Source organism: Peptostreptococcus anaerobius 653-L (genome assembly GCF_000178095.1).
GTDB lineage: Bacteria > Bacillota > Clostridia > Peptostreptococcales > Peptostreptococcaceae > Peptostreptococcus > Peptostreptococcus anaerobius.
This window is the reverse complement of sequence record NZ_ADJN01000015.1, coordinates 111,919-137,656: the sequence shown is the minus strand read 5'-3', so window position 1 is coordinate 137,656 and position 25,738 is coordinate 111,919. Positions and strand designations below refer to the sequence as shown.

The following is a 25,738-nucleotide window of genomic DNA, read 5'->3' as shown; positions in this document are numbered from 1 at the left end:
TGTAAGAAAAATATAAGACAAAAATAAAAATATAGGTAGGGTATAAGGAGTCGTATGCTCCGCAATAAGGCAGCATAATATGAAACACAGCTAGTCAGAGTTACTTTATATAAAGAAAATAAAAAAGCTAGAAGCAAAAGCTCCTAGCTAAATGTTTACTGATTAGTCTTCGTATACAGAGAAATCTTCCTTTGTAACTCCACAATCTGGACATTCCCAATCTTCTGGAATATCTTCGAAAGCTGTTCCTGGTTCAATCCCTGAATCTGGATCTCCTATAGCTGGATCATAAACGTAACCACATACATCGCATACATATTTCTTCATATCAAATACCTCCAAATATAATTTATTTTTTGTTTTTATTGCTATTTTATTATATCAAATTAATACCCATAAAAAAACTAGTTTAACATATTTTTTTATTTATTCTCAATTTTTTCTGAACATTCAGGACAAATACCTATAAATTCCAATTGATGTGATGTTACCTGGTAGCCAGTATCATTTTCTACCTCATCAAGGATATCGGGTAGGGGACATTTTTCTACGTATTCAGTCTTGCCGCATACCTTACACCTTATAGTGTGTTTGTGGGAACCTGTGTTTAGCTGAAATATACCACTACCATCAGAATTGACATGACGGATAACTATATCCGACTCACAAAGAGCAGTCAGGGTTCTGTATACAGTAGAAAGATTTATATTGATATTTTCCTTAATTATAGAGTATATTTCTTCTGCACTTAGGGGCCTATCTGCATGTCTTAGACAATTTATTAGGGACATCCTCTTTTTTGTTGTTTTTAGGTTGGCAGACTTAAGCAGTTCATTGTTTTCTTTTCTATGGTTATCATTTGAACAATTACATGAATTCATTTTACCTCTCCTTCTTGATAAAAACGTATCTAAATAAAATTATACCACTAAAAGTGTGACTTTAAAAATAAAATGGTGAATTAAAAATAAAATTAAATACTAGAATATTGACAAAGAAAACTAATAAGATTATACTTTAAGAGAAAAGAAAATGCAAAAGTAATGCATTTGCATTAAGCTAATTAGGAGGTTTTATATGAATAAACTAGGATTAAAGGTATCAGCATTATTTATAGCAGCATCTTTTGCACTTGCAGGTTGCAGCGGTGGACAGGCAAGTCAGACAAAAAAGAGCGATGATTCGAAGCTAAAAGTATATACAAGTTTCTATCCTATGTACGATTTTACGTCTAAGATAGGTGGAGATAAAGTTGAAGTTGTCAACCTGGTGCCATCAGGTACAGAGCCACACGACTGGGAGCCAAGTGCTCAGGACCTTGTGAAAATAGGTGAAGCAGACTTATTTGTATATAGTGGTGCTGGAATGGAGTCTTGGGTAGACAAGTTAGATGAAAATGTAAAGGATGGAAAGCTTACAAAGGTTGAGGCATCTAAGGGAATTGAATTATTAAAGGGTGAAGAACACGATCATGACCACGAAGATGCTCATGACAAGCATGATGACCACAAGGATGCTGAAGACAAGCACCACGATCATGAAGATGCTGAAGACAAGCATGATGACCACAAGGATGCTGAAGATAAGCATCATGACCATGAAGATGCCCATGAACATCATCACCATGGCGAGTATGACCCACATGTATGGTTGGCTCCAATGAATGCCAAGGCACAGATGAAGAACATACTAGATGGTCTAGTAAAGGCAGACCCTAAGAACAAGGACTACTACCAGAAGAACTTTGATACATATTCTAAGAAGCTAGATGACCTAGATGCCAAGTACAAAGCAGAATTATCAAAGACAACAAAGAAGGATATAATAGTATCACACGAGGCATTTGGTTACCTATGCAAGGCATATGGACTTAATCAGGTTGGTATAGAAGGACTTAGTCCTGATTCTGAACCAGATGCAGCAAAGATGAAGGAAGTATCAGAATTTGCCAAGAAGAACAATGTAAAGTATATATTCTTTGAAGAGCTTATTAGTCCAAAGGTATCAGAGACTATAGCCAAGGAAGTTGGAGCAAAGACAGAGGTCCTTAGCCCAATAGAAGGTCTTACAGATGAACAGATCAAGGATGGTCAGGACTACTTCTCAATTATGGAGAGAAACCTAACAAATATACTTGCAGCACTTAAGTAAGATATATTATATGATAGTAGAAAAATAAATATAACTAAAGGCATAATCGGTAAATTACCCTTTGTGTCTTTTTTTATGTGCTATAATAATTAGATGAAGAAAATTAGTGGGGGAGGATTCTATGTTTAAGTTAAAAAAAGTAGCCCTTGTCTTATTGGCTGTGCAATTGTGCCTTGGTATGACGGGAGTTGTGAAGTCTCAAGCTCTGGGTCTTCCTTCAAGTAAAACAGCAGACTACGATAAAAGGATAGTGATATGGGACAAGCCAGTGGGTTACAGTAAAAAGACAAAGATCGAAGATATGAAATTGGATAGGGCCAGTATACGACCTAGTCTCTCCTTTTCTTCAGGCATAGTAGGAGAAAAATTTAAGGATGTAGAGGAAGCCCTTGATACATTTACCTATCATAGTGAGATCAAACCTGGTTATGAAAGTGAGAGGTATGACGACAAGCCTTATCTGATACCATACAGGGTTTCAAATAGCGACAAGGCAGTTATAATAATACCGGGTGGAGGATTTGTATTTAAGACTATAGATGGGTCTCAAGCTGAGGGTAAGGAAGTGGCAAAGAGCCTTCAGATGAGGGGCATAAATGCCTTTGTACTCCATTATAGGTCAAATCCATACAAGTATCCAATACCCCAGTTAGATGTCCAAAGGTCTATAAGATACCTTAGGCACAATGCCCACAAGTATGGCCTAGATAAAAACAAGATCAGCCTACTTGGTTTTTCAGCGGGAGGGTGTCTAGTAGGTCAGCATATAAATATAGTAGCCGGCAAAGATCTATTCCCCAAGGACTATACAAGGGATGATGTAGATAGGGAAAAAGACCATATAAAGACAGCCGCTATGATATATCCATGCCTTACCTACCAGTACAATGTACCTATGTTGTTTGCCAGCTTTGATGCTCAAAGTCTGAGGGATGACAAGAAAAGGGAGGCTATACTCAAAATGTTAGACCTACCTAAAAATATAGGGTCAAAATCTGTGAGTCAGTTTATATCGTATGGAACCAAGGATAAGATTGTAAATCCAAAGGGAACTCAAAGATATATAGCTAGTTTAGTTAAAAAAGGAGGCTCTGTAAATGTTGTGGTTGCAGAGGGCAAGAAACATGGATACAAGCAGGATGAGTATATGTACGAATATATAGGCTGGCTAACTAGCAAGTTAAGAAAATTAAACCACTAAAAAAGGGGTATAAATTATTTCTAGAGTAAGATTGTTTATAGAAATAGGATAACTAGATGCAAACCAGTGGCGATTGGTGTATAATATATATGGTGAAGTCATTCTTGAATAAGTAATTTGCAAGATTTATGAGTTTTAATAATTTGGAGAAAATAATGAATAAAATAATAGAAGTCAAAGACCTGTCCTTTAAGTATGACAGGGATTACATATTTGAAAACTTGAATTTTGATATCTATGAGGGAGACTTTGTAGGCATTATAGGAGCCAATGGTGCAGGTAAATCAACCCTTATCAAGCTTATTTTAGGTCAGTTAAGGCCGACTAATGGAAGTGTCAGGATTTATGGGGAGGATCCCCAGCTAGCCAAGTGTCTCAGCTCTGTGGGTTATGTACCCCAGGTGGGCAGGTCTAGGGGGATGGATTTTCCAGCTAGGGTGTCAGAGATTGTAATGATGAATATGTACCAAGAGATAGGCCTCTTTAGGTTTGTAAAGAAGCACCACAAGGAGGCTGTTAGGCGTGCCCTTGAGATGGTGGGCATGGAAGGCTTTGAAAATAGGAAGTTTTCAGACCTATCAGGTGGTCAGCAGCAGAGGGTTGTAATAGCCAAGGCCATCGTCAACAAGCCTAAGATACTCATAATGGATGAGCCTACAACGGGCATAGACAAAAAGTCTGAGATAGTATTGTATGACCTATTGAAGATGCTACAGGAAAAAGAAAATCTTACTATAGTCATGATTTCCCATGATATAGAGAAAATAAAGAAATGTTCCAACAAGATTGTGGAATTAGAAAGTGAGTAGAGCGTAACCATGTTAGAATATGAATTTATGAGAAAGGCCTTTGTCGTAGGTTTGCTACTGGCTACGATTATACCATGTATAGGTGTTACTATAGTCCTAAAGAGACTGTCCATGATGGGTGATGCCCTGTCTCATACATCTCTTGCAGGTGTTGCGATGGGACTTTTATTAGGTATAAACCCTATCTTGGGGGCCATAATTGTAACGGTTGTTGCAGGTTTTGGAGTAGAATTTATAAGAAAGAAGTTTCCTAAGTATGCAGAGATATCCATATCTATAGTCATGTCGGCAGGTGTCGGTTTGGCTGGTATATTGTCTGGGTTCACCTCTAATTCAGCTGGATTTTCAAGCTTCTTATTCGGTAGTATAGTTGCAATTACAGATTTTGAACTCTATCTAGTGGTAGTACTTTCAATACTTGTTATGGTGGCCTTTATAGCCCTGTATAAGGAACTAATGCATATGGCCTTTGATGAGAGTGGGGCTAGGATAGTTGGTATACCAGTTAAGACTGTTAACTTTATATTTACTATACTGACAGCCCTTACAGTTGCTATAGCATCTAGGACAGTTGGTGCCCTTATAGTGTCATCGATTATGGTCATACCGGTGGCTTGTGCTATGAGGTTTTCATCCTCATACAGGATGACAGTTATACTAGCAGTTATATTTGCCATCGTATTTACCATAATAGGTCTTACCATGTCTTTTTACTATGGTCTAAAGCCAGGAGGTACGATAGTTATGGTAGGAGTTATAACCTTGATTGGTTCTATGATTATAAAAAGATAAGCATTTAAAAACCCCTAGTTGGAATTTCCATTTAGGGGTTTTTATGATTTTTGTGATATTACCCATAAAAGTATATAATTTATCTATTGGAAAAGGCACTTGATTTTTCATCCAATATAGTTGCACCCTCTACGTAGTCTTCCTTTAGTAACTTTATAAGTTTATTCTTGTCAATGACTATGGTAAATAGATTTGTTTTAATTTTATCTGACTTTTTGATGCTATTTATATATTTATTCAGTTCTTCACCAGGTCCATAGTCTTTTACACTCTGGGCATATGGAACTTCTTCCAAGATCATTGAAGATGCGGACATTCCGAACTTGGAATCCTGGCTAACAGCATCTCTTGAAAGTGGTATCTGGCAAAATACATTGAATATATTTATGTTATTGTAGATTAAATCTATCTGTTTTAGGTACTCATTTTTTAGATATTTTTCAGTCAAGGTATTGAGTTCATTATGTAAGCTTGTTTTAATCAGTGAATATTCTTCGCCATCAATATCCTTGTACTTGTTTTTTTCCTTTACAGTCTTGTATGGAAATACCATATTTATGCCTAGCTCAGTATACATATTCTCGGGATGAGTATCTTTTTTGGAATTCTTGATAGCCTCATCTTCTTTTTCGATGGCCATGTACTCATCAGGAGATACCACTCTTAGCCAAAATGGTACAGATTCAAAATCCTTATCCAATTTTTTAGTAAGTTCCAGTATAGACTGTGGTTCCTTTAGCTTTATACTTGCAAATACCTGTGATGAATCAGGTAACTTACCTACTATTTCATCAATCATCTGCTTTTTGTCGATGTATGGTTCTGAATAGGCCGTGTAGTCATAAAGGTATCTATGGGATTGGTAGCTGGTTTTTTCAGACTTACCCCTAGTATAGTATATATTTACATCGCCAGAGTTTGCTATGGAGTAGTTATTTTTTTTAGAACCCTTAAGTATATCATCAAAACCCAGATGAAACTCATATTTACCAAAGCCCTTGTCCTTGACTCCTAGGTAATTGATCAAGGCATAGGGATTTGTATTGGATATAAATTGGCCGACCATATGCTTTAGTTTTGAGTCATTGTATCCATCGTTTAAGAAACCATTGTTATAGTAGTATATCCCAAACAAATTTTCTATTTTTTCTACAAGAGCATTCTTGTAGGACTCCAGTCCATATAGTGGTTTATCCTCATTACTGGATAGGTCATTAAAGTTAGGATAAAATGATTTAACCAGAGGATTTACTATCAATACCAGCGAAAACCCCACAAGTGCTAATTTTAATAGGGTAGATTTTGTTGTCCTAACAATCCTTTTTTTGATTTCCTTGTCTATCAATTCCTCTAGTTTTTTTTCTAGCTCTAGATTTTCCTCACTGTCAAACATTTCTTCAAACTTGTCTAGTTCAGGGTCTATACTATTTTCTTTTTTGTCTGTCATATCTATCACCTATATTCCTTTCCTCTAGTATTTTTTTCAGGTTTTGTCTAGCCCTTGACCGTATTTTTCTTATATTCACCTCGCTAGTTCCGATTATTTGGGATATTTCCTTGTCTGTGAGCTGCATATATATTCTATACATTATTACAGATCTTTGGTTGATTGGGAGCAAGGATATGGCGATGGCAATTTCCCTCATATTTTCCTCTTCTATCAAGATGTTGATAGGGTTGTCATCTGAGTGGAGCTTGTCAAATACAAGTTGTGGGTCATCTACAAATTTTGCCTCATGTCTAATATGGTTTAAAAATTCGTTTTTTAAGACCTTGGATAGCCAAAACTTGAGACTGCCACCCGGCTTATATGACAGGTAGGCCTTTGTGAAAGTATTCTGCACAAGTATTTCTGATAGGTTTGGATCTCCACACAGTGAAAGGGCATAGATATATAGGTTTTTGTGGTATTGGCTGTATATTTTTTCAAAGTCAGTCTTCTTCACATTTTCTCTCCCCTCTTGTGTGGTTTCATAATTATGCCTAAAATAGTAGTGCAAAATTTGTAATCGATTATTCTTTCTATAAATATAACACAGATATCTTTTGTTTGTGACATCAAAATATATTTTTAAATAATACTTCAAAATAAAAAATCCAAGGTGTATTGATTTACATCTTGGACTTTTATTTTGTATAGGGTTTTATAGGGAGGAGACTTATTTATTTACAAAACAAGTCCTCTATTTTTTCTATATTAAGGTTTTTTCCTATTATTACTAGTATAGGTTTGTTTTTGTCAGGTGATTTTGATATATTTATCTCACCAGGCACATAGTCAAATTCTAAGTTGTGGTCAAATGAGCTGACCTGACCTTTGGCTCTTATGATTTGACCTAGGCTAGGGTCCTTGTCTAGGGTTTTTAGAAGATTTTCTAGTTTTTCCTCTGTCATGGCCTCAGTGACTTTTATTGATATATTTGAGAACTCATCAGAAGAGTGCTTGTGTGTATGGTCATGACCACAAGAATCATGGTCGTGTGAATGAGAGCAAGTTCCATGGTGGTGGTCGTGGTCTTCATGGTTATGTCCACAACCGCATGATGAATCTGAGAATGCATCTAGGATATGTCCATGGCATCCACAAGTCTTGTGGTCCTTAGGTCCATCTAGTTTTGACTCAAGTAGGTCTAGGCTAGAGAACTCATTCCATTCTTTATCTATTATATGTACGTGGTGGTTCAATTCCTTTATACTGTCCTTGATAGCAGACAGGTCTATTCCCATTTTATCCTTCATATTGAGCCTAGAGAATAGGATTGTATTTGAATGTTCTATTTGGTCAGAGTAGAACTCGCCAAAGTTGTTAAGGTACATAAAGTACTTGGTTATATCCAGTATAGTTATCATCTTGTTTATTTCAAATAGGTCTGGATATGACATACATATTGAGCTTATATCAGATAGTTTGCCTATGCCAGATGGTTCTATTATTATTCTTTCCGGCTGGAACTTGTCCTTTATTTCCCTGATTGATTTATCGAAATCTCCTGATACAGAGCAACAGATGCAACCGGCAGTTATTTCCTTGACGTTTACTCCGTGTCTTCTCAAAAGGTTACCATCTATATTTACTTCCCCAAATTCGTTTTCTATTATTACTGTGTTGGAGAAATCACTGGCTTCTTCTATGATTTTTTTTATAAATGTTGTCTTGCCACAACCTAAAAAACCAGATATGATATCTATTTTTGTCTTATCCATTATGACCTCCTAATATCCAATGATAATACTTATCTATAATTCTTGTCTATCATATAACTTAAAGCTTAATTTATAGTAAAGTTAATGAAAAGTTTAAAAAAATAGGGTATTATAGGTTGTAAGACTATGAAAAAAATTAGAAAAGGAGCTTGTAATGGCAAAATGTATTGATCTTGTGGCTGGTTTTTTTGAGTCAGGCAAGACCACTTTTATAAAAAAGTTAATAAAAAATGAAGTCCTAGGATACTATGACAGGATACTAATAATAAATTGCGAATATGGTATGGAGTCTTATTCAGATTTTGAAGTTGAGGGTCTAGATATAAGGACTGTTGACATATTCAAAAAAGATGATTTTAACCAGGATAGGATAAACAAGGAGATAGGAGAATACAAGCCTGACTACATAGTTGTAGAATACAATGGTATGTGGGAAATTGCAGATATTCTAGAGATGAAGTTTGATGATGGATTCTATATCAAGAACCTAATCAGCCTTGTTGACTACAAGACCTTTGATTCTTATATATCCAATATGGAGTCTGTTATAGTGGACAAGATAGAAAACAGTGATATAGTTGTTATCAACCAACCTGTATATGAAGATGACTTAGACCAAAAGTTTCGTGTTATAAAGTCTATAAACAAGTCATGTGATGTATTTACTGACGATGAGCTCTTTGTTGAGGAAGAGGCAGATATCATAAATGATAAGATGACGAGATCAGACCTTGAGATAGTCAAATTTGCTATGATGTTCTTGGTATTTAATATGGTGATTATAGGTCTTAAGTATGTATTTCCAAACTTCTACAAGGAGTCATTTCAGAGGATAATGGGTATTTTTGTTAGTTTGTTAGTGCAGATTCTTCCATTTTTGTTGATTGGTGCCATAATATCTAGTCTGATACAGGTTTTTGTGCCTGCTGGTAAATTCAATAGGATATTTGCCAAGACTAGTCCAAAATCTATGTTGGCGGCCTTGTTTGCAGGTGTATTTTTCCCTGTTTGTGACTGTGCAATGGTTCCTATTGCGACATCAATTGTAAAAAAGGGATATTCAGTTCCAGTTGCCATAACATTTTTGTTGGCTTCACCGGCAGTAAATCCAGTAGTCATAATGTCTACAGTATACGCCTTTCCTAACCAACCTATGATGGTGGTCTACAGGGTGGTATTTGGCCTATTGATAGCCTTATTTGCTGGACTTTCCCTTATGGTTTTGGAGACTTTATACAAGAGAAAATCTAGACAATCTAATATTGAAGGCCATTTTATAAATACTGAGGGTGATTGGTCTTACGGATGGGGTAATAAGATTATAAAGGATTATATAAATAAGTACTCTATCAGTCAGGCGTCTTTGGCAAGGCTGAATTTAAAGGGAAGGATGAGATACCTAGAGGCCATATCTATCCATACCAAGAATGAGTTGTTTAAGATGGGATTTTATTTGGTTATAGGGGCCTTTATATCTTCAGTATTACAGGTAATGGTTCCAAAGGGGTTATTCCTTCAGGTAAATAAGGTCAATTCCATATCTGTATTGGTTATGATTGTAGCTGCATTCTTTATATCTATATGCTCTACTTCAAATGCCTTTATAGCTAGGTCATTTTACAATATTATGCCCTTAAATTCTCTGCTTGCCTTTATGGTAATGGGACCTATGTTGGACGTAACCAACTTGTCCGTAATGTTGGGTACTTTTAAGAAGGGATTTGTATTCAAGTTGATAGCAGTCCTTGTATATATTTCATTTGTGGTATTTTCACTGATGGGAGGTGGCTTAAAACTTGTATAATAAGATAAATTATGAAGTATTAGTACAGATTTTGATAGAGGTATTTATGGCTCTTATCATAGGTATAAGTTTGGCAACTGGCAGGATAAATGACCTAGTCCATCCAAAGTTCAACCTTATATTGGGAATTACAGCGCTTGTCTTAGTATTGATAGCTGTATTTTCCATACCTAGCCTATTTAGGCCAAGGCATATGAACCAGTTAGCCAAGTATTTTGTCCTTATGATACCTCTTATGGTGACTTTTTATATAAATAATGATGCCTTTGTTGTTAGATCTCAGGGGACTAGCCTTGTCAGCAACCAGCCAAAACCAGACTATGATATAAAGACTTTTGAAAAAACAGTCTATAAAAAGGAGCCTGGAAAGGATTATATAGAGATAGATGACTCAAAGTACCTAAAGTGGTACTATGACTCTAGTCTTATGTGGGATAATTATAAGGATGTTAAATTTAAAATATTGGTAAGGGTATTCAAGGATCCTAGCCAAAAGGGAAAATTCGTCGTCCTAGGCAGGATGGGTATGGTATGTTGTATGGCAGATATGCAGCCATGTGGCTTTATTTATACTGGCAAGGGCTATGAAAAACTAAAGGACAACGAGTGGTATTGGGTAACTGGAAAGATAAGTTCAAAGAAGACTTTTACCTATAATTATGAGGAGTTGGCCCAGATAAGCGATGTTGATTTTGAGCCTACAAGACAGCCTACAGACCAGTATGTATATATCCAGTAAAGTTGAATATATTGGGATTTCGTGGTAAGATGTAGTAGTACAAGTGTATGCATTTTTGATGAAGCTAAGTATGATTTGGCTAGGAATTCGACCTTGTTTTAAGAGGTTTAAACTAAGGAAGTTTGTCTAGAGCTTGTGGCGTATGAGAAAGATTGCATATGTGTACAGAGTGAAAGGATATTTAATAAATGGTTTATAATAGAAATAAGAAATTAAGAAAAGACAATAAGTTTAAGAAGGCTGTACTTTGTTTTTTGACAGGTATAATGCTAGCAGGACCAATAGGACACTCTGGAGTTAGAGCCTATGATGGTCCAGAAACAAGCAGTCTTAATGATGTAGATATCATATATGGTAGCGATGATAATGGTGGAGACAATGTAAATGGGGAGAGTGTGAATATACCAAAGCCAGTTAAGACCCAAGATGGCCATACCATGGATATTACTACATTTGATTTTAGGGGTACTAGACTGAGGTCTTTTGTAAAGCAGAGCGGTTTTGGAACATATACTTCTGCATCTAGCAAGTATGATCCAAGGTCACTAGGTTACATGACCCCTGTAAGAGACCAGCAGAGTCTAGGTATATGCTGGACCTTTGCCGGAAATGCGACCCTTGAGTCATATCTTAAAAAATCAGGCCTAGGTGACTATGACCTTTCTGAAGAACATATGAGATGGTGGGGCAAGGGTGGACTATACAATTGGAATATAGGCGATACGGAAGGTTCTACAAATGAGACTTCTGTTGGATACTTTACATCTTGGATGGGACCTAAGCTAGAGGCTGATATTCCCTACAATGGTAGGATGACTACTGAACAAGGTGCAAAAAAGCCATATAACTATGATAGTGCCAAGATGCTTGACTACCGTGTAACCGATGTAGTAAACGTAGCCACTGATGAGGTGTCTGTCAAGAATGCAATCTTAAAGTATGGTGCTGTTATGAGTGGTTACTATGATGATAAGAGGTATATGAGTCTAGATAAGAATGCCTTTTACTGTGATGACAAGAAGGGTCAGACCCATGCTATAACTATTGTAGGTTGGGACAATGACTATCCGAGGGACAAGTTTACAGGACTTGCAAGGCCAAATTCAAATGGGGCTTGGCTAGTAAAGAACAGCTGGGGCAACTACAATAGTGAAGGTGGCTATATGTGGATCTCTTATGAAGATAAGAATATATTGTCATATTCAGACAACTACGCAATATCCAATGTAAAAAAGGACCAGGGTCAGAAGATATACCAGCATGAGTATTCTATGTCCTCAAATCTTAGGGATGACAAGGCCCTAACAGTAGCAAATGCCTTTAATTTTGAGGCAGGCGAGGTCCTACAGGGGGTTATGTTTGCAACAGATTCTCAGGGGGCAAACTATGAAATATACTATATACCATATGTATCTAATAGTTATGACTACAGTAAAAAATTACTACTCAAGTCAGGTAGGGTAGACCACTCAGGCTATACAACAGTAGATATCAACAACCATAGATTGAATGGCAAGGGTGCTATAGGTATTAGGATAGACAATACACAGGCTGGTCAAAAGTCTACAATAAACATAGAAAAAGACGTAGTCGGATACAAGATGTATAAGTCAAGTTCCAACCCAGGTGAGTCATTTGTGCTTATAAATGATTCCCTAGTAGATATGAAGAAAATAGGGGGGCTTGAATCAACTAATCCGGTAATAAAGGCCATAACATCCAAAAATAAGGTGAGTGGAGAAAATATAATAGCTGGAAGCAATAGGTACAAGACAGCAGTTGAGGTATCAAAAAAAGGCTGGACCAATTCGGAAAATGTAGTACTTGTAAATAGCAAGTCTATGCCAGATGCCCTTACAGCTACATCTCTTGCAAGTTTAAAGTCTGCACCTATACTGATAACAGACAAGAACAAGTTAAATCCGGATATAGAAAATGAAATCAATAGATTGGCTGCCAAAAACATCATAGTAGTAGGTGGAGACTCTTCTGTATCTATGAAAATAAGTGAATACCTTTCAAAAAGAGGCATGAAGGTTGAGAGAATAGCAGGTAGAAATAGGTATGAAACCAGTGAAAATATAGCAAAAGAAGTCGCTAGGTTATCAAAATCTAAAGATACAAGTGTCAACTCAGTAGCCCTAGTAAATGGAAGAAGGGGATTAGCCGATGCAATCAGCTTTTCACCAATATCAGGAGAGAAGAATATACCTATTATATTGGTAGGCAATAATATGAAGGCTAATATACCTACTGAAATAGGCCAGATTGAAAAGACCTATATAATAGGGGGAAGTGGATCTTTAAGTGAAGGACTAGAAAAGTCTAGTAAGAATCCATTGAGACTTAGCGGTAACAATAGAAATAATACAAATGCAAGTATAATAGACTATTTCTACAAGAATAGGAATTCAGAATTTGCCTTTGTTGCCAAAGATGGCATACCGAGAGAGGATTCTTTAATAGATGGTTTGGCAGTTGGAGCCTATGCTGCAAAGACAAAATCTCCAATCGTACTAGCACATTCTAAGCTTAAAAAGCAGCAAAGAGATGCCATATCAGCTATGAAGATAGGAAAAGTATACCAGGTTGGTATAGGAAATAATGAAGTAGCAAGCCTAGAGTTAATAAATATGATTTTAGATACAAAGTAAATAATTTGGAGGTGCTCTAATGAAAGTATATAATACTATGACAAGAAAAAAAGAGGAATTTATACCTCTTGAAGAGGGAAAGGTAAAGATGTATGTGTGCGGACCTACAGTTTATAACTTTATACATCTTGGAAACGCAAGACCTTTCACTGTTTTTGATACACTAAGAAGATATTTTGAGTACAGGGGTTATGAAGTAACATATGTTCAGAACTTTACTGATGTAGATGACAAGATCATCAAGAGAAGTCATGAAGAAGGCATATCTCCTGAAGAAGTGGCTGAAAAGTACATCAAGGAGTACTTTATAGACTGTGATGGCCTAGGCATAAAGAGGGCTACAGTTCATCCTCAGGTAACAGACAATATAAAGGAAATTATAAGCTTTATTCAAGACCTAGTAGACAAGGGATATGCATACGAGTCTAATGGAGATGTCCTATTTAGGACTAGGGAGTTCAAGGAATACGGCAAGCTATCCCACCAGAATATAGAAGAACTTGAGTTAGGTGCTAGAATAGACGTAGACGACAAGAAGGAAGATCCACTAGATTTCGTATTATGGAAGGCTAAAAAAGACGGAGAACCAGGTTGGAAATCTCCTTGGGGTGAAGGTAGACCAGGCTGGCATATAGAGTGTTCAGTAATGTCTAGTAGGTACCTTGGCAACACAATAGATATCCATGCTGGTGGTCAGGACTTACAGTTCCCTCACCACGAAAATGAAATAGCCCAGAGTGAATGTAGAAATGGACATGTATTTGCCAACTATTGGATGCACAATGGTTATATAAATGTAGATGGAGAAAAGATGTCTAAGTCCCTAGGAAACTTCTTTACAGTAAGGGAAATTGCTGAAAAGTATGACCTAGGACTAGTGAGATTCTTCCTATTATCTACTCATTATAGAAACCCAGTCAACTTCTCAGACACTATCCTAGACCAGGCCAAGGCAGGTCTTGAAAGACTTACGAATGCTAGAGACAATGCAGAGTTTATGATGTCTAAGCTAGAGGATACAAAGATGAGTCCAGAAGAGACAGGTCTAGTTGATGAATTAAACTCATACAAGACCAAGTTTATAGAGGCTATGGATGACGACTTGAACACATCTGATGCAATTTCAGCTATATTTGAACTTGCCAAGTTTATGAATACAAATATCAAGGATACATCTTCTAAGGAATTTATAGGACTAAATATAGACCTATTTAATGAACTTACAGGAGTTCTTAATATAGCAAACAAGTCAGTAGAAGAAAATGACGACTTGGCAAGGACTGTAGAAGAAATGATAGCAAAAAGAGCAGAGGCTAAAAAGAACAAAGACTTTGCCTTAGCTGACAAGATCAGAGAAGAACTATTAGAAATGGGCATAGTAATAGAAGATACAAGACAGGGTGTAAAATGGAAGAGAAAATAATAAAAGAGAGTGAGTTGGCGAGGATATCGCCACTCACTTTGGCATATTTAGGCGACACAGTATATGAATCGTATATAAGAGAGTACTTGATAAAGAGAAATATATTCTTAAAGATAAATGACCTTCACAAGTCTGCAATAAAATATGTGAGTGCCCATGCCCAGTCAAAGGCTATAAAGGGTCTAGAAGATATTCTGACAGAGGAAGAGACGACAATATTTAAAAGAGGAAGAAACCATAAGAAAAACACAGCTGCCAAAAATGCCAGCGTTATAGACTATAGGCATGCTACCGGATTCGAAGCAGTTATAGGATATGTGTATTTAAAAGGTGACATAGACAGACTAGACTATTTGGTAGAAGAGTCGATAGATATAATAGAAAACAGATAAGGCGGTGATATTTTGGCTCTAATAGAAGGAAGAAACCCCGTAATAGAGGCCCTAAAGAACAATAGGCCAATAGAAAAGATAATGGTCAATAAGGGATCTAAGGAGGGTTCAATAAAGAAGATAATAGGTATGGCAAAGGATAACAACATAATTATCCAACAGGTTGACAGACACAAGCTAGATGAGATGTCAGAGAGCCATGCCCACCAAGGGGTAATAGCCCTTACTAGCGATTATGTATATTATGAGTTGTCAGATATACTAAAGAAGGCTAGGGAAAAAGAAGAAGACCCATTTTTTATAATACTTGATGGTATTACAGACCCCCACAACTTAGGGTCTATCATCAGGACAGCAGATGCGGTTGGTGCTCATGGTATTATCATACCTAAGAGGAGGAGTGTACATATAACTCCTATAGTTGCCAAGGCATCAGCAGGAGCTGTTGAATATGTACCAGTATGTAAAGTAACAAATATAGTAAATACTATCAAACAACTAAAAGAGGAAGGTCTATGGATAGCTGCCGTAGATATGGGTGGAGATGCATTTTACCAGACCAACCTTACAGGACCACTTGCCTTAGTAGTTGGAAGTGAAGGAGAGGGAATATCTAGGCTGACAAAGGAGAACTGTGATTTTACTGTATCTATGCCTATGTCAGGTAATGTTACATCCCTAAATGCTTCAGTTGCAGGTGGTATACTATTATATGAGGTATATAGACAGAGAAATGCAAAAAAATAAGTATGTAGCGAGAAAAATTTTGATAGTAGATGGCTATAATGTAATAAATGCTTGGTCTGTACTTAAAAAGCTAGGTGAAGATGACTTGGAGTCTGCAAGAAATAAGTTGGTAGCTTATGTGATGGAGTATTCCAAGATAAAGGGATATGAGGCCCATGTGGTATTTGACGCCTATAATGTAAAGGGCGTGGATGAAAAAATAGAGCACCACCATGATGTTACGGTTGTATTTACAAAGGAAAATCAGACAGCGGATACCTATATAGAGAAGTTTATATCAGGTCTTTCAAAGTATGATGAGGTATATGTAGCAACAAGTGACTATGCCGAGCAGCAGATAATCCTGGGCAAGGGATGTTCTAGGATACCTGCAAGAGAGCTGATAGGAGACCTTTCTTCAGCCAAGGAAGAACTAAGACGTGACAATCACTCTAGGATAAAGAAGTACAACAACATGAATAGGTTGGAGAATAAGATATCTCCTGATGTATTTTCTAGGTTGGAAGAAATTAGGAGAAAAAAATAAAATAGGGGGATTTTTGTATGCAGGAAGAGATAGAAGCCCAACATCCTAACTGCCATGAACAAGACCTAGATTATGAGCTTGTGGATATGGCAAAACAGGGTGATAAATACGCTATCAATAAATTAATAGAAAAATACTCTATAATGGTAAAGGCCAAGGCTAAGACATATTTCTTGGTGGGGGCTGATAAAGAAGATATTATTCAAGAGGGACTAATAGGATTATATAAGGCTATTAGGGACTATGATGAAGATAAGACTTGTTCATTTAGGTATTTTGCAGATATCTGTGTTACAAGACAGATAATAACGGCTATAAAGACAGCTACTAGGCAAAAGCATATACCTCTAAACACATACATATCTCTTAATAGACCCATGTTTGAAGAGGAATCAGAAAGAACCCTATATGATATGGTAACTACAAGTCTAGACAATGATCCAGAGGGCTTGGTTATAGACAAGGAAGCCTATAAGGATATGGAAAATAGGATGAAAAAGACCTTGAGCAAGTTTGAAGAAGAGGTCTTTATCAGATACCTATCAGGCCAGTCCTATAGTGATATAGCGATATCCCTAAGCAAGGATGCAAAATCTGTAGACAATGCTATCCAGAGGGTAAAGAAAAAATTAGAAAAAAATCTGAGCGAGTATTCTGAAGTAGTTCTCTAGCTCGTATGATTTATAGAGTAGATAAAAGAGGTTGACCCAAGTTATATCTATTTTCCTCACTGGACCTACCAGTAAGAGGATGATATATTACAAGCTAGTCCACCTCTTTATTTTTTATGGAAATAAAAAAGTACTGGTCAAATGACCAGTACTAAAAGTGTCCCTGACTGGAGTCGAACCAGCGACCTTTCGCTTAGGAGGCGAACGCTCTATCCTGCTGAGCTACAAAGACATATATTTACAATAAATATTCTACCACAAACTTCTAAAATGGACAATAGTTCTTGGAAAATTTGCTTGATATTGAAAAGATAGTCTATAAATCTAGTTTAGGGTGTATAATAAAAATATATAAAAGATAGTAAGGGAGGTATCGATATGTATATATTTGTAGGTATGTTAATAGCCTTTATAGCAGGTTTTTTATATCTATCAAGGAATAAGGAAAAGGTTGATAATTCAATAGCAGACCAGGTCAGACAAGAGATTAGAGACGGGGTTAGCAAGGAGATAAAGATATACCATATAAGTGACCTTCATTATTTATCTGCTAGGCTTACAGATTACAAAAAATCGTTCGAGGATAAGGTAGAGTACTTCGATGCCAAGTCAGTTAGGTATGTAAGGGAGATATTTGACTGCTTTGTACAGGAGTGCATAAATACCAAGCCAGACCTGGTTGTATTTAGCGGTGATTTAACCTTTAATGGCGAAAGACTAAGCCATATAGATCTAAGGGATAAGTTGATGGTTCTTAGGTCCAACAAGATACCGGTTGTTGTAATACCGGGCAACCACGACATAGACAATGAAATTTCTTGTAGTTTTTTTGGAGACCAAGACCAAGAAGTAGACAACGTATCAATAGATGAATTTGTAAATATATATAGGGATTTTGGATATGGAGATTCATCTAGAGTCATGTCAAGGGACAAGCATTCACTGAGCTACCTATACAGGCTTAGCCCAGGGGTTAGCTTATTGATGCTAGATACAAACACAGGCAAGAATAAAAAGTACATCTGCAATTCTACATATAGGTGGATAGAAAACGCTTTGATAAGCGCTCACAAGAGAAATGAAAGGGTGATAGGGGTCAGCCACCAAAATATCCTTGCCCACAACAAGATGTTTGTATCAGGCTACAAGATAGATAACAGTTCCAAGCTAGTAGACCTCTACAACAAGTACAATGTAAGGCTAAACCTAAGTGGTCATATGCATTCTCAACACCTTGCAGAGTACAAGAATGTATATGATGCTGCCGTATCCTGTCTTAGCCTATATCCCAACCAGTATTCTGTAATAAGTATAGGACTCAGGGGAGATATGTCCTACGAGACCATGAGGCTAGAGGTAGAGAAGTGGGCTCAATTGTATTCAAAGCCAGACAAAAACCTCTTGAACTTTAAGAATTATTCAAGGGAATTTATAGTGAGGGCGACAAAGAATCAGACGGATAGGGTTATAAAGAATATTGAAATAGATGAAGAAGAAAAATACAAGATGATGAATTTTATGGTCGATACTAGCATAGCATATTTTTCAGGAAGGATGTTAGAGCATCCAGAACTCAATATCAAGAGTGATGGCTATAGATTGTGGCAAAAGTATTGTGATAAGACTTTTTTGGCATCTTATTTGGAGAGTATATATTCAGAAGAGCCCAAAGACCACAATAAATTTGATATAAGGTCTTAGATATATTTACAATATAATATAGTAGTTTTTAGCGTAGATGTATAGCTGATGTTTATTTGGCTCTTCTACGCTAAATTTATATAATTAAAGGGGATATCGTTATCTCGACATTTAGGATAATAAATTAACAATAAAATAAAGATAAGGTTATAAAATAAAGGATACATTGTTTATAATTAAACATTATTTATAGTCAGGAAAGCTTGAAAATCTATAAATAATAGGTTTAATAGGTAATTATCATAAAAAACCCTATTAATTTGACAAAAAAACATAAAAAATTCATAAAATTTATCAGTTAATATGTTGACAAATAAACAGAGTGGGAGTACAATAATGTTAATAAATAAACGATAATAAACTTATTTAATACTATTTATTTAAAAACGGGCCCATATTATTATGATTTTGGAGGTAGAGAGATGTCAAAGCAAAACCAAGCAATACAAGAAGATAAGGATTATATTGTAAAAGACCTAAGTACTTTTGAGAGGAAACTAAAAGAGGTAAGAGAGGCTCAGAATATATTTGCCAGCTTCAGCCAGGAGAAAGTAGACCATATATTTAGGGAAGCGGCTCTTGCAGCCAACCACAAAAGGATAGACCTAGCGATAATGGCAAACAAAGAGACTGGAATGGGTATTCTTGAGGACAAGGTCATCAAGAACAACTATGCTGCTGAATATACTTACAATGCCTATAAAAATACAAAAACTTGTGGTCTGGTAGAACAAGATGATGCTTTTGGAATCAAGAAAATATATGAACCAGTTGGTGTTATAGCAGCGGTTATACCTACTACTAATCCTACTTCAACTGCAATATTTAAGACATTGATATCTTTAAAGACTAGAAATGGTATAATAATATCCCCACATCCAAGGGCAAAAAAATCGACTATAGCTGCTGCTAAGACTGTATTGGAGGCAGCTGTAAAGGCGGGGGCTCCAGAGGGAATAATAGCATGGGTTGATGAACCATCTATAGAACTTACAGCAGAATTGATGAAGGAAGCGGATTTAATATTGGCAACTGGAGGTCCTGGTATGGTGCATTCAGCTTATTCATCAGGCAAGCCAGCTGTTGGTGTAGGGGCTGGTAATGTTCCAGCTATAATCGACGAGAGCGCTGACTATAAGACAGCAGTAAGTTCAATAATCCTATCTAAGTCTTTTGACAATGGTATGATATGTGCATCAGAGCAGTCAGTATTAGTGCCAGCCAAGGACTATGATTTGATAAGGGATGAATTTGTATACAGGGGAGCCTATCTTCTAAAGGGCGATGAAGTAGATAAGTTTAGAAAAATAATTTTGAATGAAGCTGGTGGATTGAATAGTAAAATCGTAGGTCAATCACCTAGAAATCTAGGTAAGTTGGCAGGTGTTGATATACCAAAAACTGCCAGAATAGTCATAGCGGAGGTTGAGCAAACAGATTTTGTGGAGCCATTTGCCCATGAAAAACTTTCACCTATTTTAGCTATGTACAAGTATGAAAATTTTGATGATGCTGTTCAAAAGGCAGAGCACCTAGTAGAACAAGGTGGTCTTGGACACACATCATCACTATATATAGACACTATAAAGTGTAAGGAAAAACTAGACAAGTTTATCAAGTCTATGAAGACTTGTAGGATAGTAGTCAATACTCCATCATCTCAGGGTGGTATAGGTGACCTTTACAACTTTAAGCTAGCACCATCATTTACACTTGGATGTGGTTCTTGGGGTGGAAATTCAGTATCTGAAAATGTTGGTGTAAAGCACTTATTAAATACAAAAACTGTAGCTGAGAGGAGAGAGAATATGCTTTGGTTTAGGACACCTGAAAAGGTATATTTCAAAAAGGGATGTTTACCTGTTGCTATGCAGGAATTTAAGGATGTTATGAACAAGAAAAAGGCATTTATAGTGACTGACTCTTTCCTATATAAGAATGGTTACACAAAGAATATAACAGACCAGCTAGATGCTATGGGCATTGTACATACTACATTCTTTGATGTTGAGCCTGATCCAACTTTAGCTTGTGCAAGACGTGGTGCAGAGGCCATGAAGAGCTTTGAACCGGACCTTATAATAGCTATAGGTGGTGGTTCAGCTATGGATGCTGGTAAGATTATGTGGGTTATGTATGAACATCCTGAGGCTGATTTCAAGGATATGGCAATGACATTTATGGATATAAGAAAGAGGGTATATACATTCCCTAAGATGGGTGAAAAAGCCTACTTCTGTGCAATAGCAACATCAGCAGGTACTGGTTCAGAAGTTACTCCATTTGCCGTAATAACTGACCAGGATGCTGGTATAAAGTATCCTCTAGCAGACTATGAGCTACTTCCAAATATGGCTATTGTAGATGCTGATATGATGATGGATATGCCACCTAGGTTGACTGCTTCATCAGGTATAGATGCCTTGACACATGCTCTAGAAGCATACGTATCAGTTATGAGGTCAGAGCCAGCAGATGGACTTGCTCTTAAGGCTGGTAAATCTATATTCGAATACCTTCCTCAGGCCTACAGAGAAGGAACTACTAATGAAAAGGCAAGAGAAAAGATGGCTATAGCATCAACTATGGCAGGTATGGCATTTGCTAATGCTTTCTTGGGAGTGTGTCACTCAATGGCTCATAAGTTAGGAGCCTTCCACCATGTTCAGCACGGTGTGGCCAATGCTATGTTAATAACTCATGTTATAAAATACAACTGTTCAGAGGCCCCAGTAAAGATGGGAACTTTCCCTCAGTATAAGTATCCTGACTGCGTTGAAAGATATGCTGAATTTGCTAGATTCTGTGGCGTTAAGTCTGGAAATGATGACATGGAAACAGTAAACAACCTTATAAAGGCTATAGAAGACTTGAGAAAGGAAACTGGAGTTCCAGCTACCATCAAGGAAGCCGGCATAGATGAAAAAGCCTTCTTGGATAGTATAGATGACATGGCTTTACAGGCATTTGATGACCAATGTACAGGTGCCAACCCAAGATATCCATTAGTTGAAGAACTAAAGGAGATGTACTTAAATGCCTACTATGGAAAATAGTAATCTGTAGAGAGTAGATTTTTACAATTTATAATATCACACACTATAAATACCATGAGAAAATAATTTTCTCGTGGTATTTTTATTTTAAGCGAATGACAAAAAGTTTAATTTAAATAGCAAAATACACAATTATATTAAGTTTCCAAGATGAAATTGGAGTTTTCAATATTAAATGTGGATATTTATTGGTTTAGAGTTTAATTAAATAATTTGAAAATTTCTACAAATAAAAAAATTAGATACCTGTATTTTGGGTATACTAGCAATATAACGATTTCCTATTATGAAATTAAAGTTTTACTTAAAAAACAGAGTTTATAAATCGAAAAAGGTAAAGGAGAAGGACAAATGAGCAAAAAAGAAATATTAAGTGGTAATCAGGCTATTGCTAGAGGTTTTTATGAAGCAGGTGGTATGGTTGCAACAGCATACCCAGGATCACCAACCGTTGATGTAATCGAATCTATGAAAAGCGAGTACAGCGATGATATATATTCAGAGTTTTCAATGAATGAGAAGGTTGCGCTTGAAGTAGGTATAGGTTCTTGTTATGGTGGGCTTAGGACACTTGTAACTATGAAGCACGTTGGTGTCAATATCTGTATGGACCCATTGATGAGTTTTACTCAGTCGCCTATAGATGCAGGATTTATGCTAGTATCAGGTGATGACCCAGGTATGTCAAGTTCACAGAATGAACAGGACAATAGAATACTAGGTAAGTTTGCCAATATGGCTATATTCGACCCAGCTGACTCACAGGATGCCAAGGACTATGTAAAGGCAGGCCTTGATATCAGTGAAGAATACCAGATGCCAGTAATGATGAGAATAACAAGTAGGATATGTCATGCTAGGTCCCTAGTAGAGATAGGTCAAAGAGAAGAAAAGATGGGACCGAAGTTCAGTGGCAAGCCATCACTTTCTTGTATGTTGCCTCCTCATACCTTTAAGCACCAGTATACAATGAAAGAAAGAATCGAAAAGTTACAGGAAGCTGCCAACGATTTAAGTATAAACAAGCTAGAAGAATATGGGAGTGATAGCCTAGTTATAACATCAGGTATATGTTACTACAACTTCAAGGAAGTCTGTCCAGACGTGGATGTACTGAAGCTAGGTATGGTATATCCACTTCCAATAGACAAGATCAAAAATCTTGCTAAAAAGTATTCAAAAGTAATAGTAATAGAAGAAATGATGCCATTTATTGAAAATGAGTTAAAGTTAAATGGTATAGACTGTGTAGGTAAGGAGTATTTCAGCTTTACTAATGAACTACACTCAGAAGTAATAGAAGAAGGCCTAGTAAAGATAGGTGTCCTAAAGGAAAGGAAACTACTAGATCCAGCCAAGGACGACACTACAGCTAGAGGTCCATTATTCTGTGCAGGATGTCCTCATAGACCAGTATTCGATATACTGAAAAAGTCTAAGGTGACAGTTGTAGGAGATATAGGCTGCTATACAATGGGATTATTGTACCCATGGGAAGTCCTAAAGGTAAATATCAGTATGGGTGCATCTCTTGGTATCATAAAGGGTCTAAGATATGCTATGGACAAGCAAGGTGATGTAGACAAGCCAGTAGTAGGTGTAATAGGCGATGGTACATTCTTCCATTCAGGAATACCAGGCTTTGCCAACCTACAGTACCAGCTAAAGGGCGACGAAAACATCACTATGATAGTCCTAGATAATGCTACAACAGCCATGACTGGTGGTCAGCCAACAGGTGAGTCATTTCATATGGACCAGACAGGCCAGGATATATCTATAGAGGCGACTCTTAGAAATATGGGCTTTGATGATATCCAGGTGATAGACCAGTTCAACTACAAAGAAGCAAAAGAAGCAATCGTTGGAGCTACTAAGAGAAAGGGTGTATCAGTAATATTAACAAGTAGACCGTGTGCCTTGAGATACAAGGTAAAAGAAACTCCATTTGAAGTAGATCCAACAGTATGTATAGGATGTAAGACTTGTATCAAAACTAACTGTCCTCCTCTAAGAATGAAGAAGTATGATGGTATAGAAAAACTAAAATCATCAATAGATCCAAACCAGTGTGTAGGTTGTGGTATATGTGCTCAAGTTTGCCCAGTTGGTGCAATAAAGAGAAAAGAATCTAAGTAGGTATATGGAGGTAAGTAAAATGGCAAATACAAATATAATTTTAGCAGGTGTAGGTGGTCAGGGTCTTGTAATGACTACCAAGATAATAGCTCAGGCAGCCCATCTAGCAGGACTTGACGTAAAGACTAATGACGTTGTAGGCCTATCACAAAGAGGTGGTAAGGTATGGGGAAGTATAAGAATAGGTGAAAAAGTATTTTCTCCTAACGTGAGACCAGGAGATGTGGATATACTGATAGGTTTTGAAGCCCTAGAGGGTAGAAGATTTAGAAAAGAGCTAAAGAAAGACACATCAGTAGCTATAGTAAACAGGTATGAGATGGCTCCAACTCTTGTCCAGCAGGGTGTAGAAGAATATGCTACCGATATAGAAGAAGAATTAAATAAATATGCCGGTAGGGTCATATTTGAAGACTGTACAGCTAAGGCAGTTGAATTAGGAAATAAATCAGCTGCAAACATAGTTTTACTAGGTGTTTGCTCAATGTTTGTAGAGGATATACCAGAAGATAAATGGATAGAGGCTATAGTGTCTAGTGTTCCTGAAAAGTTTGTTGAACTAAATAAAAAGGCATTTGCAGCCGGTAGAGAGATGGCTAAATAGTAGCTTAGATTAAAGAATATATATTTATAGAAAATTTTGGGATCTTTGTTAAATAAGATTAATGGGGATTCAAACAACGTTAGCTGGTGAGTGAAAAGATACACCAGCTTCGTTGTTTTTTATAAGCATTTCCTAACAGTATCAGATTCACACTTTTGTAGTGTTATTTCTACTGTAAGAATGTATTTCACTTTGTTACTTTGCAGAATATATTATTATACAGCTTAAAATTCAAAGCTATCGGAGGAAAATGTGATATTTGATATTGTAATTTAGAATCTATATAAAAATTTAACTTGTCTGTATCATCTTTATTAATCAGTTCAAAAAAAGCCTTTATTCTTGAATCTTCTCCAGCATATTCAAGAGATTTTTCTTTGTACTTATTTCTTATGTCTTTCTCAAAGTCATCACTAAGATTATCTATACCTATAGGGTAAACAGTTTGATACACAGATTCTACGCTAGATTTTGTGCTATTCAAATAATCTTCTATATTTTCTAGATAAAATTCAAATAATTTTTTTAACTCTTCTTCTGTCATCTGCTTAGTCTGTTTAACAAGATCTTTTTGGTCGTTATTATTTCTATAAACAAGGCTCTCAAAAGAACTGTAGTAACTAGGCAAAAAACCTTGTACGTTTATAAATGTACAATCATTATTATTCATGAAATTTATGAATAAGATTTCTTTTTTTAAGATATCCTTATTACTAGAATCAACAAATTTTTTAGTGAAAAAGTTACTAATGCCGTATTATGAATCTAGCATTTCTTTAAAATATTTGTTATACCCGATTGCTCCTGACTTTATTTTGTTTCTATAAACATTATAATTTTCTCTTATCAAAAAATCTCTTTTTCGTGTTAATTCGTCCAAATTGTCATCCTTAACTGAGGGACTGCTGCTACTTCTAGATAATTTGATATCATTATCATTAAACAGTTCTTCTTCAGTGGTTATATTAATGTTTATAAATTCTTTGTCCTGAGCATGAGAGCGAATAGTAAAAGTCATCAAAATTGACATCGACAAAACAAGACATAAACCCTTTTTAAGTTTCATAAACACGTCCCCTTTCTACAATGCAAATACACGAGAAAAAATAATTAGTAATATATTAT

The 25,738-nt window shown here is 36.3% G+C and carries 23 protein-coding genes and 1 tRNA gene; 16 read left to right on the top strand and 8 right to left on the bottom strand.

The window, feature by feature from the left end:
- Positions 1–162: 162 nt before the first annotated feature.
- Both rd and HMPREF0631_RS01845 read right to left on the bottom strand, forming a co-directional pair.
- Positions 163–327 (bottom strand): rubredoxin, encoded by a 165-nt coding sequence (rd, locus tag HMPREF0631_RS01850; protein ID WP_002843076.1) that lies wholly within the window; start codon positions 325–327, stop codon positions 163–165.
- Between the two features lie 95 nt (positions 328–422).
- Positions 423–881 (bottom strand): Fur family transcriptional regulator, encoded by a 459-nt coding sequence (locus HMPREF0631_RS01845; RefSeq protein ID WP_002843073.1) that lies wholly within the window; start codon positions 879–881, stop codon positions 423–425.
- A gap of 196 nt (positions 882–1,077) precedes the next feature.
- Between HMPREF0631_RS01845 and HMPREF0631_RS01840 the strand changes: the two genes are divergently transcribed.
- From HMPREF0631_RS01840 to HMPREF0631_RS01825, 4 genes are all read left to right on the top strand, one after another.
- Complete coding sequence (locus HMPREF0631_RS01840) at positions 1,078–2,151, top strand: metal ABC transporter substrate-binding protein (RefSeq protein ID WP_002842939.1); 1,074 nt, start codon at positions 1,078–1,080, stop codon at positions 2,149–2,151.
- Between the two features lie 121 nt (positions 2,152–2,272).
- Positions 2,273–3,352 carry an alpha/beta hydrolase gene (locus HMPREF0631_RS01835; protein WP_002842883.1) on the top strand — a complete coding sequence of 360 codons (1,080 nt, stop codon included), beginning with the start codon at positions 2,273–2,275 and terminating at the stop codon, positions 3,350–3,352.
- Between the two features lie 155 nt (positions 3,353–3,507).
- Positions 3,508–4,161 carry a metal ABC transporter ATP-binding protein gene (locus tag HMPREF0631_RS01830; RefSeq protein WP_002842913.1) on the top strand — a complete coding sequence of 218 codons (654 nt, stop codon included), beginning with the start codon at positions 3,508–3,510 and terminating at the stop codon, positions 4,159–4,161.
- 9 nt (positions 4,162–4,170) lie between these two features.
- Positions 4,171–4,953, top strand: a complete 783-nt coding sequence (locus tag HMPREF0631_RS01825) for a metal ABC transporter permease (RefSeq protein ID WP_002843056.1) — start codon at positions 4,171–4,173, stop codon at positions 4,951–4,953.
- Positions 4,954–5,032: 79 nt separating this feature from the next.
- On the opposite strand, the gene HMPREF0631_RS01820 is transcribed toward HMPREF0631_RS01825, so the two are convergent.
- From HMPREF0631_RS01820 to HMPREF0631_RS01810, 3 genes are all read right to left on the bottom strand, one after another.
- Positions 5,033–6,400, bottom strand: coding sequence for a hypothetical protein (locus HMPREF0631_RS01820; protein ID WP_002843088.1), 1,368 nt, complete (start codon positions 6,398–6,400; stop codon positions 5,033–5,035).
- On the bottom strand, positions 6,378–6,899 hold the full coding sequence (locus HMPREF0631_RS01815; RefSeq protein WP_002842914.1) for an RNA polymerase sigma factor: 522 nt from the start codon (positions 6,897–6,899) through the stop codon (positions 6,378–6,380). Before HMPREF0631_RS01815 ends, HMPREF0631_RS01820 begins: the two co-directional genes overlap by 23 nt.
- Positions 6,900–7,116: 217 nt before the next feature.
- The gene (locus HMPREF0631_RS01810; RefSeq protein WP_002842901.1) at positions 7,117–8,157 is read right to left on the bottom strand and encodes a CobW family GTP-binding protein; all 1,041 of its coding nucleotides are present in this window, start codon (positions 8,155–8,157) and stop codon (positions 7,117–7,119) included.
- A gap of 154 nt (positions 8,158–8,311) precedes the next feature.
- Between HMPREF0631_RS01810 and HMPREF0631_RS01805 the strand changes: the two genes are divergently transcribed.
- The 8 genes from HMPREF0631_RS01805 (at position 8,312) to sigH (ending at position 17,113) form a co-directional block, all read left to right on the top strand.
- Entirely contained in the window at positions 8,312–9,961 is a 1,650-nt protein-coding gene (locus HMPREF0631_RS01805; protein WP_002843044.1) for a permease, read from the top strand.
- A complete protein-coding gene (locus HMPREF0631_RS01800) occupies positions 9,954–10,700 on the top strand; it encodes a TIGR03943 family putative permease subunit (protein WP_002842887.1) in 747 nt (248 codons plus the stop codon). The genes HMPREF0631_RS01805 and HMPREF0631_RS01800 overlap by 8 nt, the downstream gene beginning before the upstream one ends.
- A gap of 188 nt (positions 10,701–10,888) precedes the next feature.
- A complete protein-coding gene (locus HMPREF0631_RS01795) occupies positions 10,889–13,354 on the top strand; it encodes a cell wall-binding repeat-containing protein (RefSeq protein WP_002842957.1) in 2,466 nt (821 codons plus the stop codon).
- Positions 13,355–13,373: 19 nt separating this feature from the next.
- Positions 13,374–14,777, top strand: coding sequence for a cysteine--tRNA ligase (cysS, locus tag HMPREF0631_RS01790; RefSeq protein ID WP_002842983.1), 1,404 nt, complete (start codon positions 13,374–13,376; stop codon positions 14,775–14,777).
- Complete coding sequence (locus tag HMPREF0631_RS01785; protein ID WP_002842866.1) at positions 14,762–15,169, top strand: Mini-ribonuclease 3; 408 nt, start codon at positions 14,762–14,764, stop codon at positions 15,167–15,169. The genes cysS and HMPREF0631_RS01785 overlap by 16 nt, the downstream gene beginning before the upstream one ends.
- 12 nt (positions 15,170–15,181) lie before the next feature.
- Positions 15,182–15,916, top strand: a complete 735-nt coding sequence (gene rlmB / locus HMPREF0631_RS01780) for a 23S rRNA (guanosine(2251)-2'-O)-methyltransferase RlmB (RefSeq protein ID WP_002843060.1) — start codon at positions 15,182–15,184, stop codon at positions 15,914–15,916.
- Positions 15,882–16,442, top strand: a complete 561-nt coding sequence (locus HMPREF0631_RS01775) for an NYN domain-containing protein (protein WP_002843075.1) — start codon at positions 15,882–15,884, stop codon at positions 16,440–16,442. The genes rlmB and HMPREF0631_RS01775 overlap by 35 nt, the downstream gene beginning before the upstream one ends.
- Positions 16,443–16,459: 17 nt before the next feature.
- Positions 16,460–17,113: an RNA polymerase sporulation sigma factor SigH gene (gene sigH, locus HMPREF0631_RS01770; RefSeq protein WP_002842895.1), complete on the top strand. Its 654-nt coding sequence runs from the start codon at positions 16,460–16,462 to the stop codon at positions 17,111–17,113.
- Between the two features lie 158 nt (positions 17,114–17,271).
- Here sigH and HMPREF0631_RS01765 read toward each other — a convergent pair.
- A tRNA-Arg gene (locus HMPREF0631_RS01765) sits at positions 17,272–17,345 on the bottom strand.
- Between the two features lie 146 nt (positions 17,346–17,491).
- Between HMPREF0631_RS01765 and HMPREF0631_RS01760 the strand changes: the two genes are divergently transcribed.
- The 4 genes from HMPREF0631_RS01760 to HMPREF0631_RS01745 all read left to right on the top strand — a co-directional run bounded on the left by HMPREF0631_RS01760 (position 17,492) and on the right by HMPREF0631_RS01745 (position 24,613).
- A complete protein-coding gene (locus HMPREF0631_RS01760; protein ID WP_002842993.1) occupies positions 17,492–18,814 on the top strand; it encodes a metallophosphoesterase in 1,323 nt (440 codons plus the stop codon).
- A 422-nt stretch (positions 18,815–19,236) separates the two neighbouring features.
- The gene (adhE, locus tag HMPREF0631_RS01755; protein ID WP_002843033.1) at positions 19,237–21,870 is read left to right on the top strand and encodes a bifunctional acetaldehyde-CoA/alcohol dehydrogenase; all 2,634 of its coding nucleotides are present in this window, start codon (positions 19,237–19,239) and stop codon (positions 21,868–21,870) included.
- 351 nt (positions 21,871–22,221) lie between these two features.
- Complete coding sequence (locus tag HMPREF0631_RS01750) at positions 22,222–24,009, top strand: thiamine pyrophosphate-dependent enzyme (protein WP_002843063.1); 1,788 nt, start codon at positions 22,222–22,224, stop codon at positions 24,007–24,009.
- Between the two features lie 19 nt (positions 24,010–24,028).
- On the top strand, positions 24,029–24,613 hold the full coding sequence (locus HMPREF0631_RS01745) for an indolepyruvate oxidoreductase subunit beta (RefSeq protein WP_002842870.1): 585 nt from the start codon (positions 24,029–24,031) through the stop codon (positions 24,611–24,613).
- A gap of 187 nt (positions 24,614–24,800) precedes the next feature.
- On the opposite strand, the gene HMPREF0631_RS01740 is transcribed toward HMPREF0631_RS01745, so the two are convergent.
- Both HMPREF0631_RS01740 and HMPREF0631_RS01735 read right to left on the bottom strand, forming a co-directional pair.
- Positions 24,801–25,241 carry a hypothetical protein gene (locus HMPREF0631_RS01740; protein WP_242821656.1) on the bottom strand — a complete coding sequence of 147 codons (441 nt, stop codon included), beginning with the start codon at positions 25,239–25,241 and terminating at the stop codon, positions 24,801–24,803.
- 129 nt (positions 25,242–25,370) lie between these two features.
- Positions 25,371–25,679 (bottom strand): hypothetical protein, encoded by a 309-nt coding sequence (locus HMPREF0631_RS01735; protein WP_002846471.1) that lies wholly within the window; start codon positions 25,677–25,679, stop codon positions 25,371–25,373.
- Between the last annotated feature and the right edge of the window lie 59 nt (positions 25,680–25,738).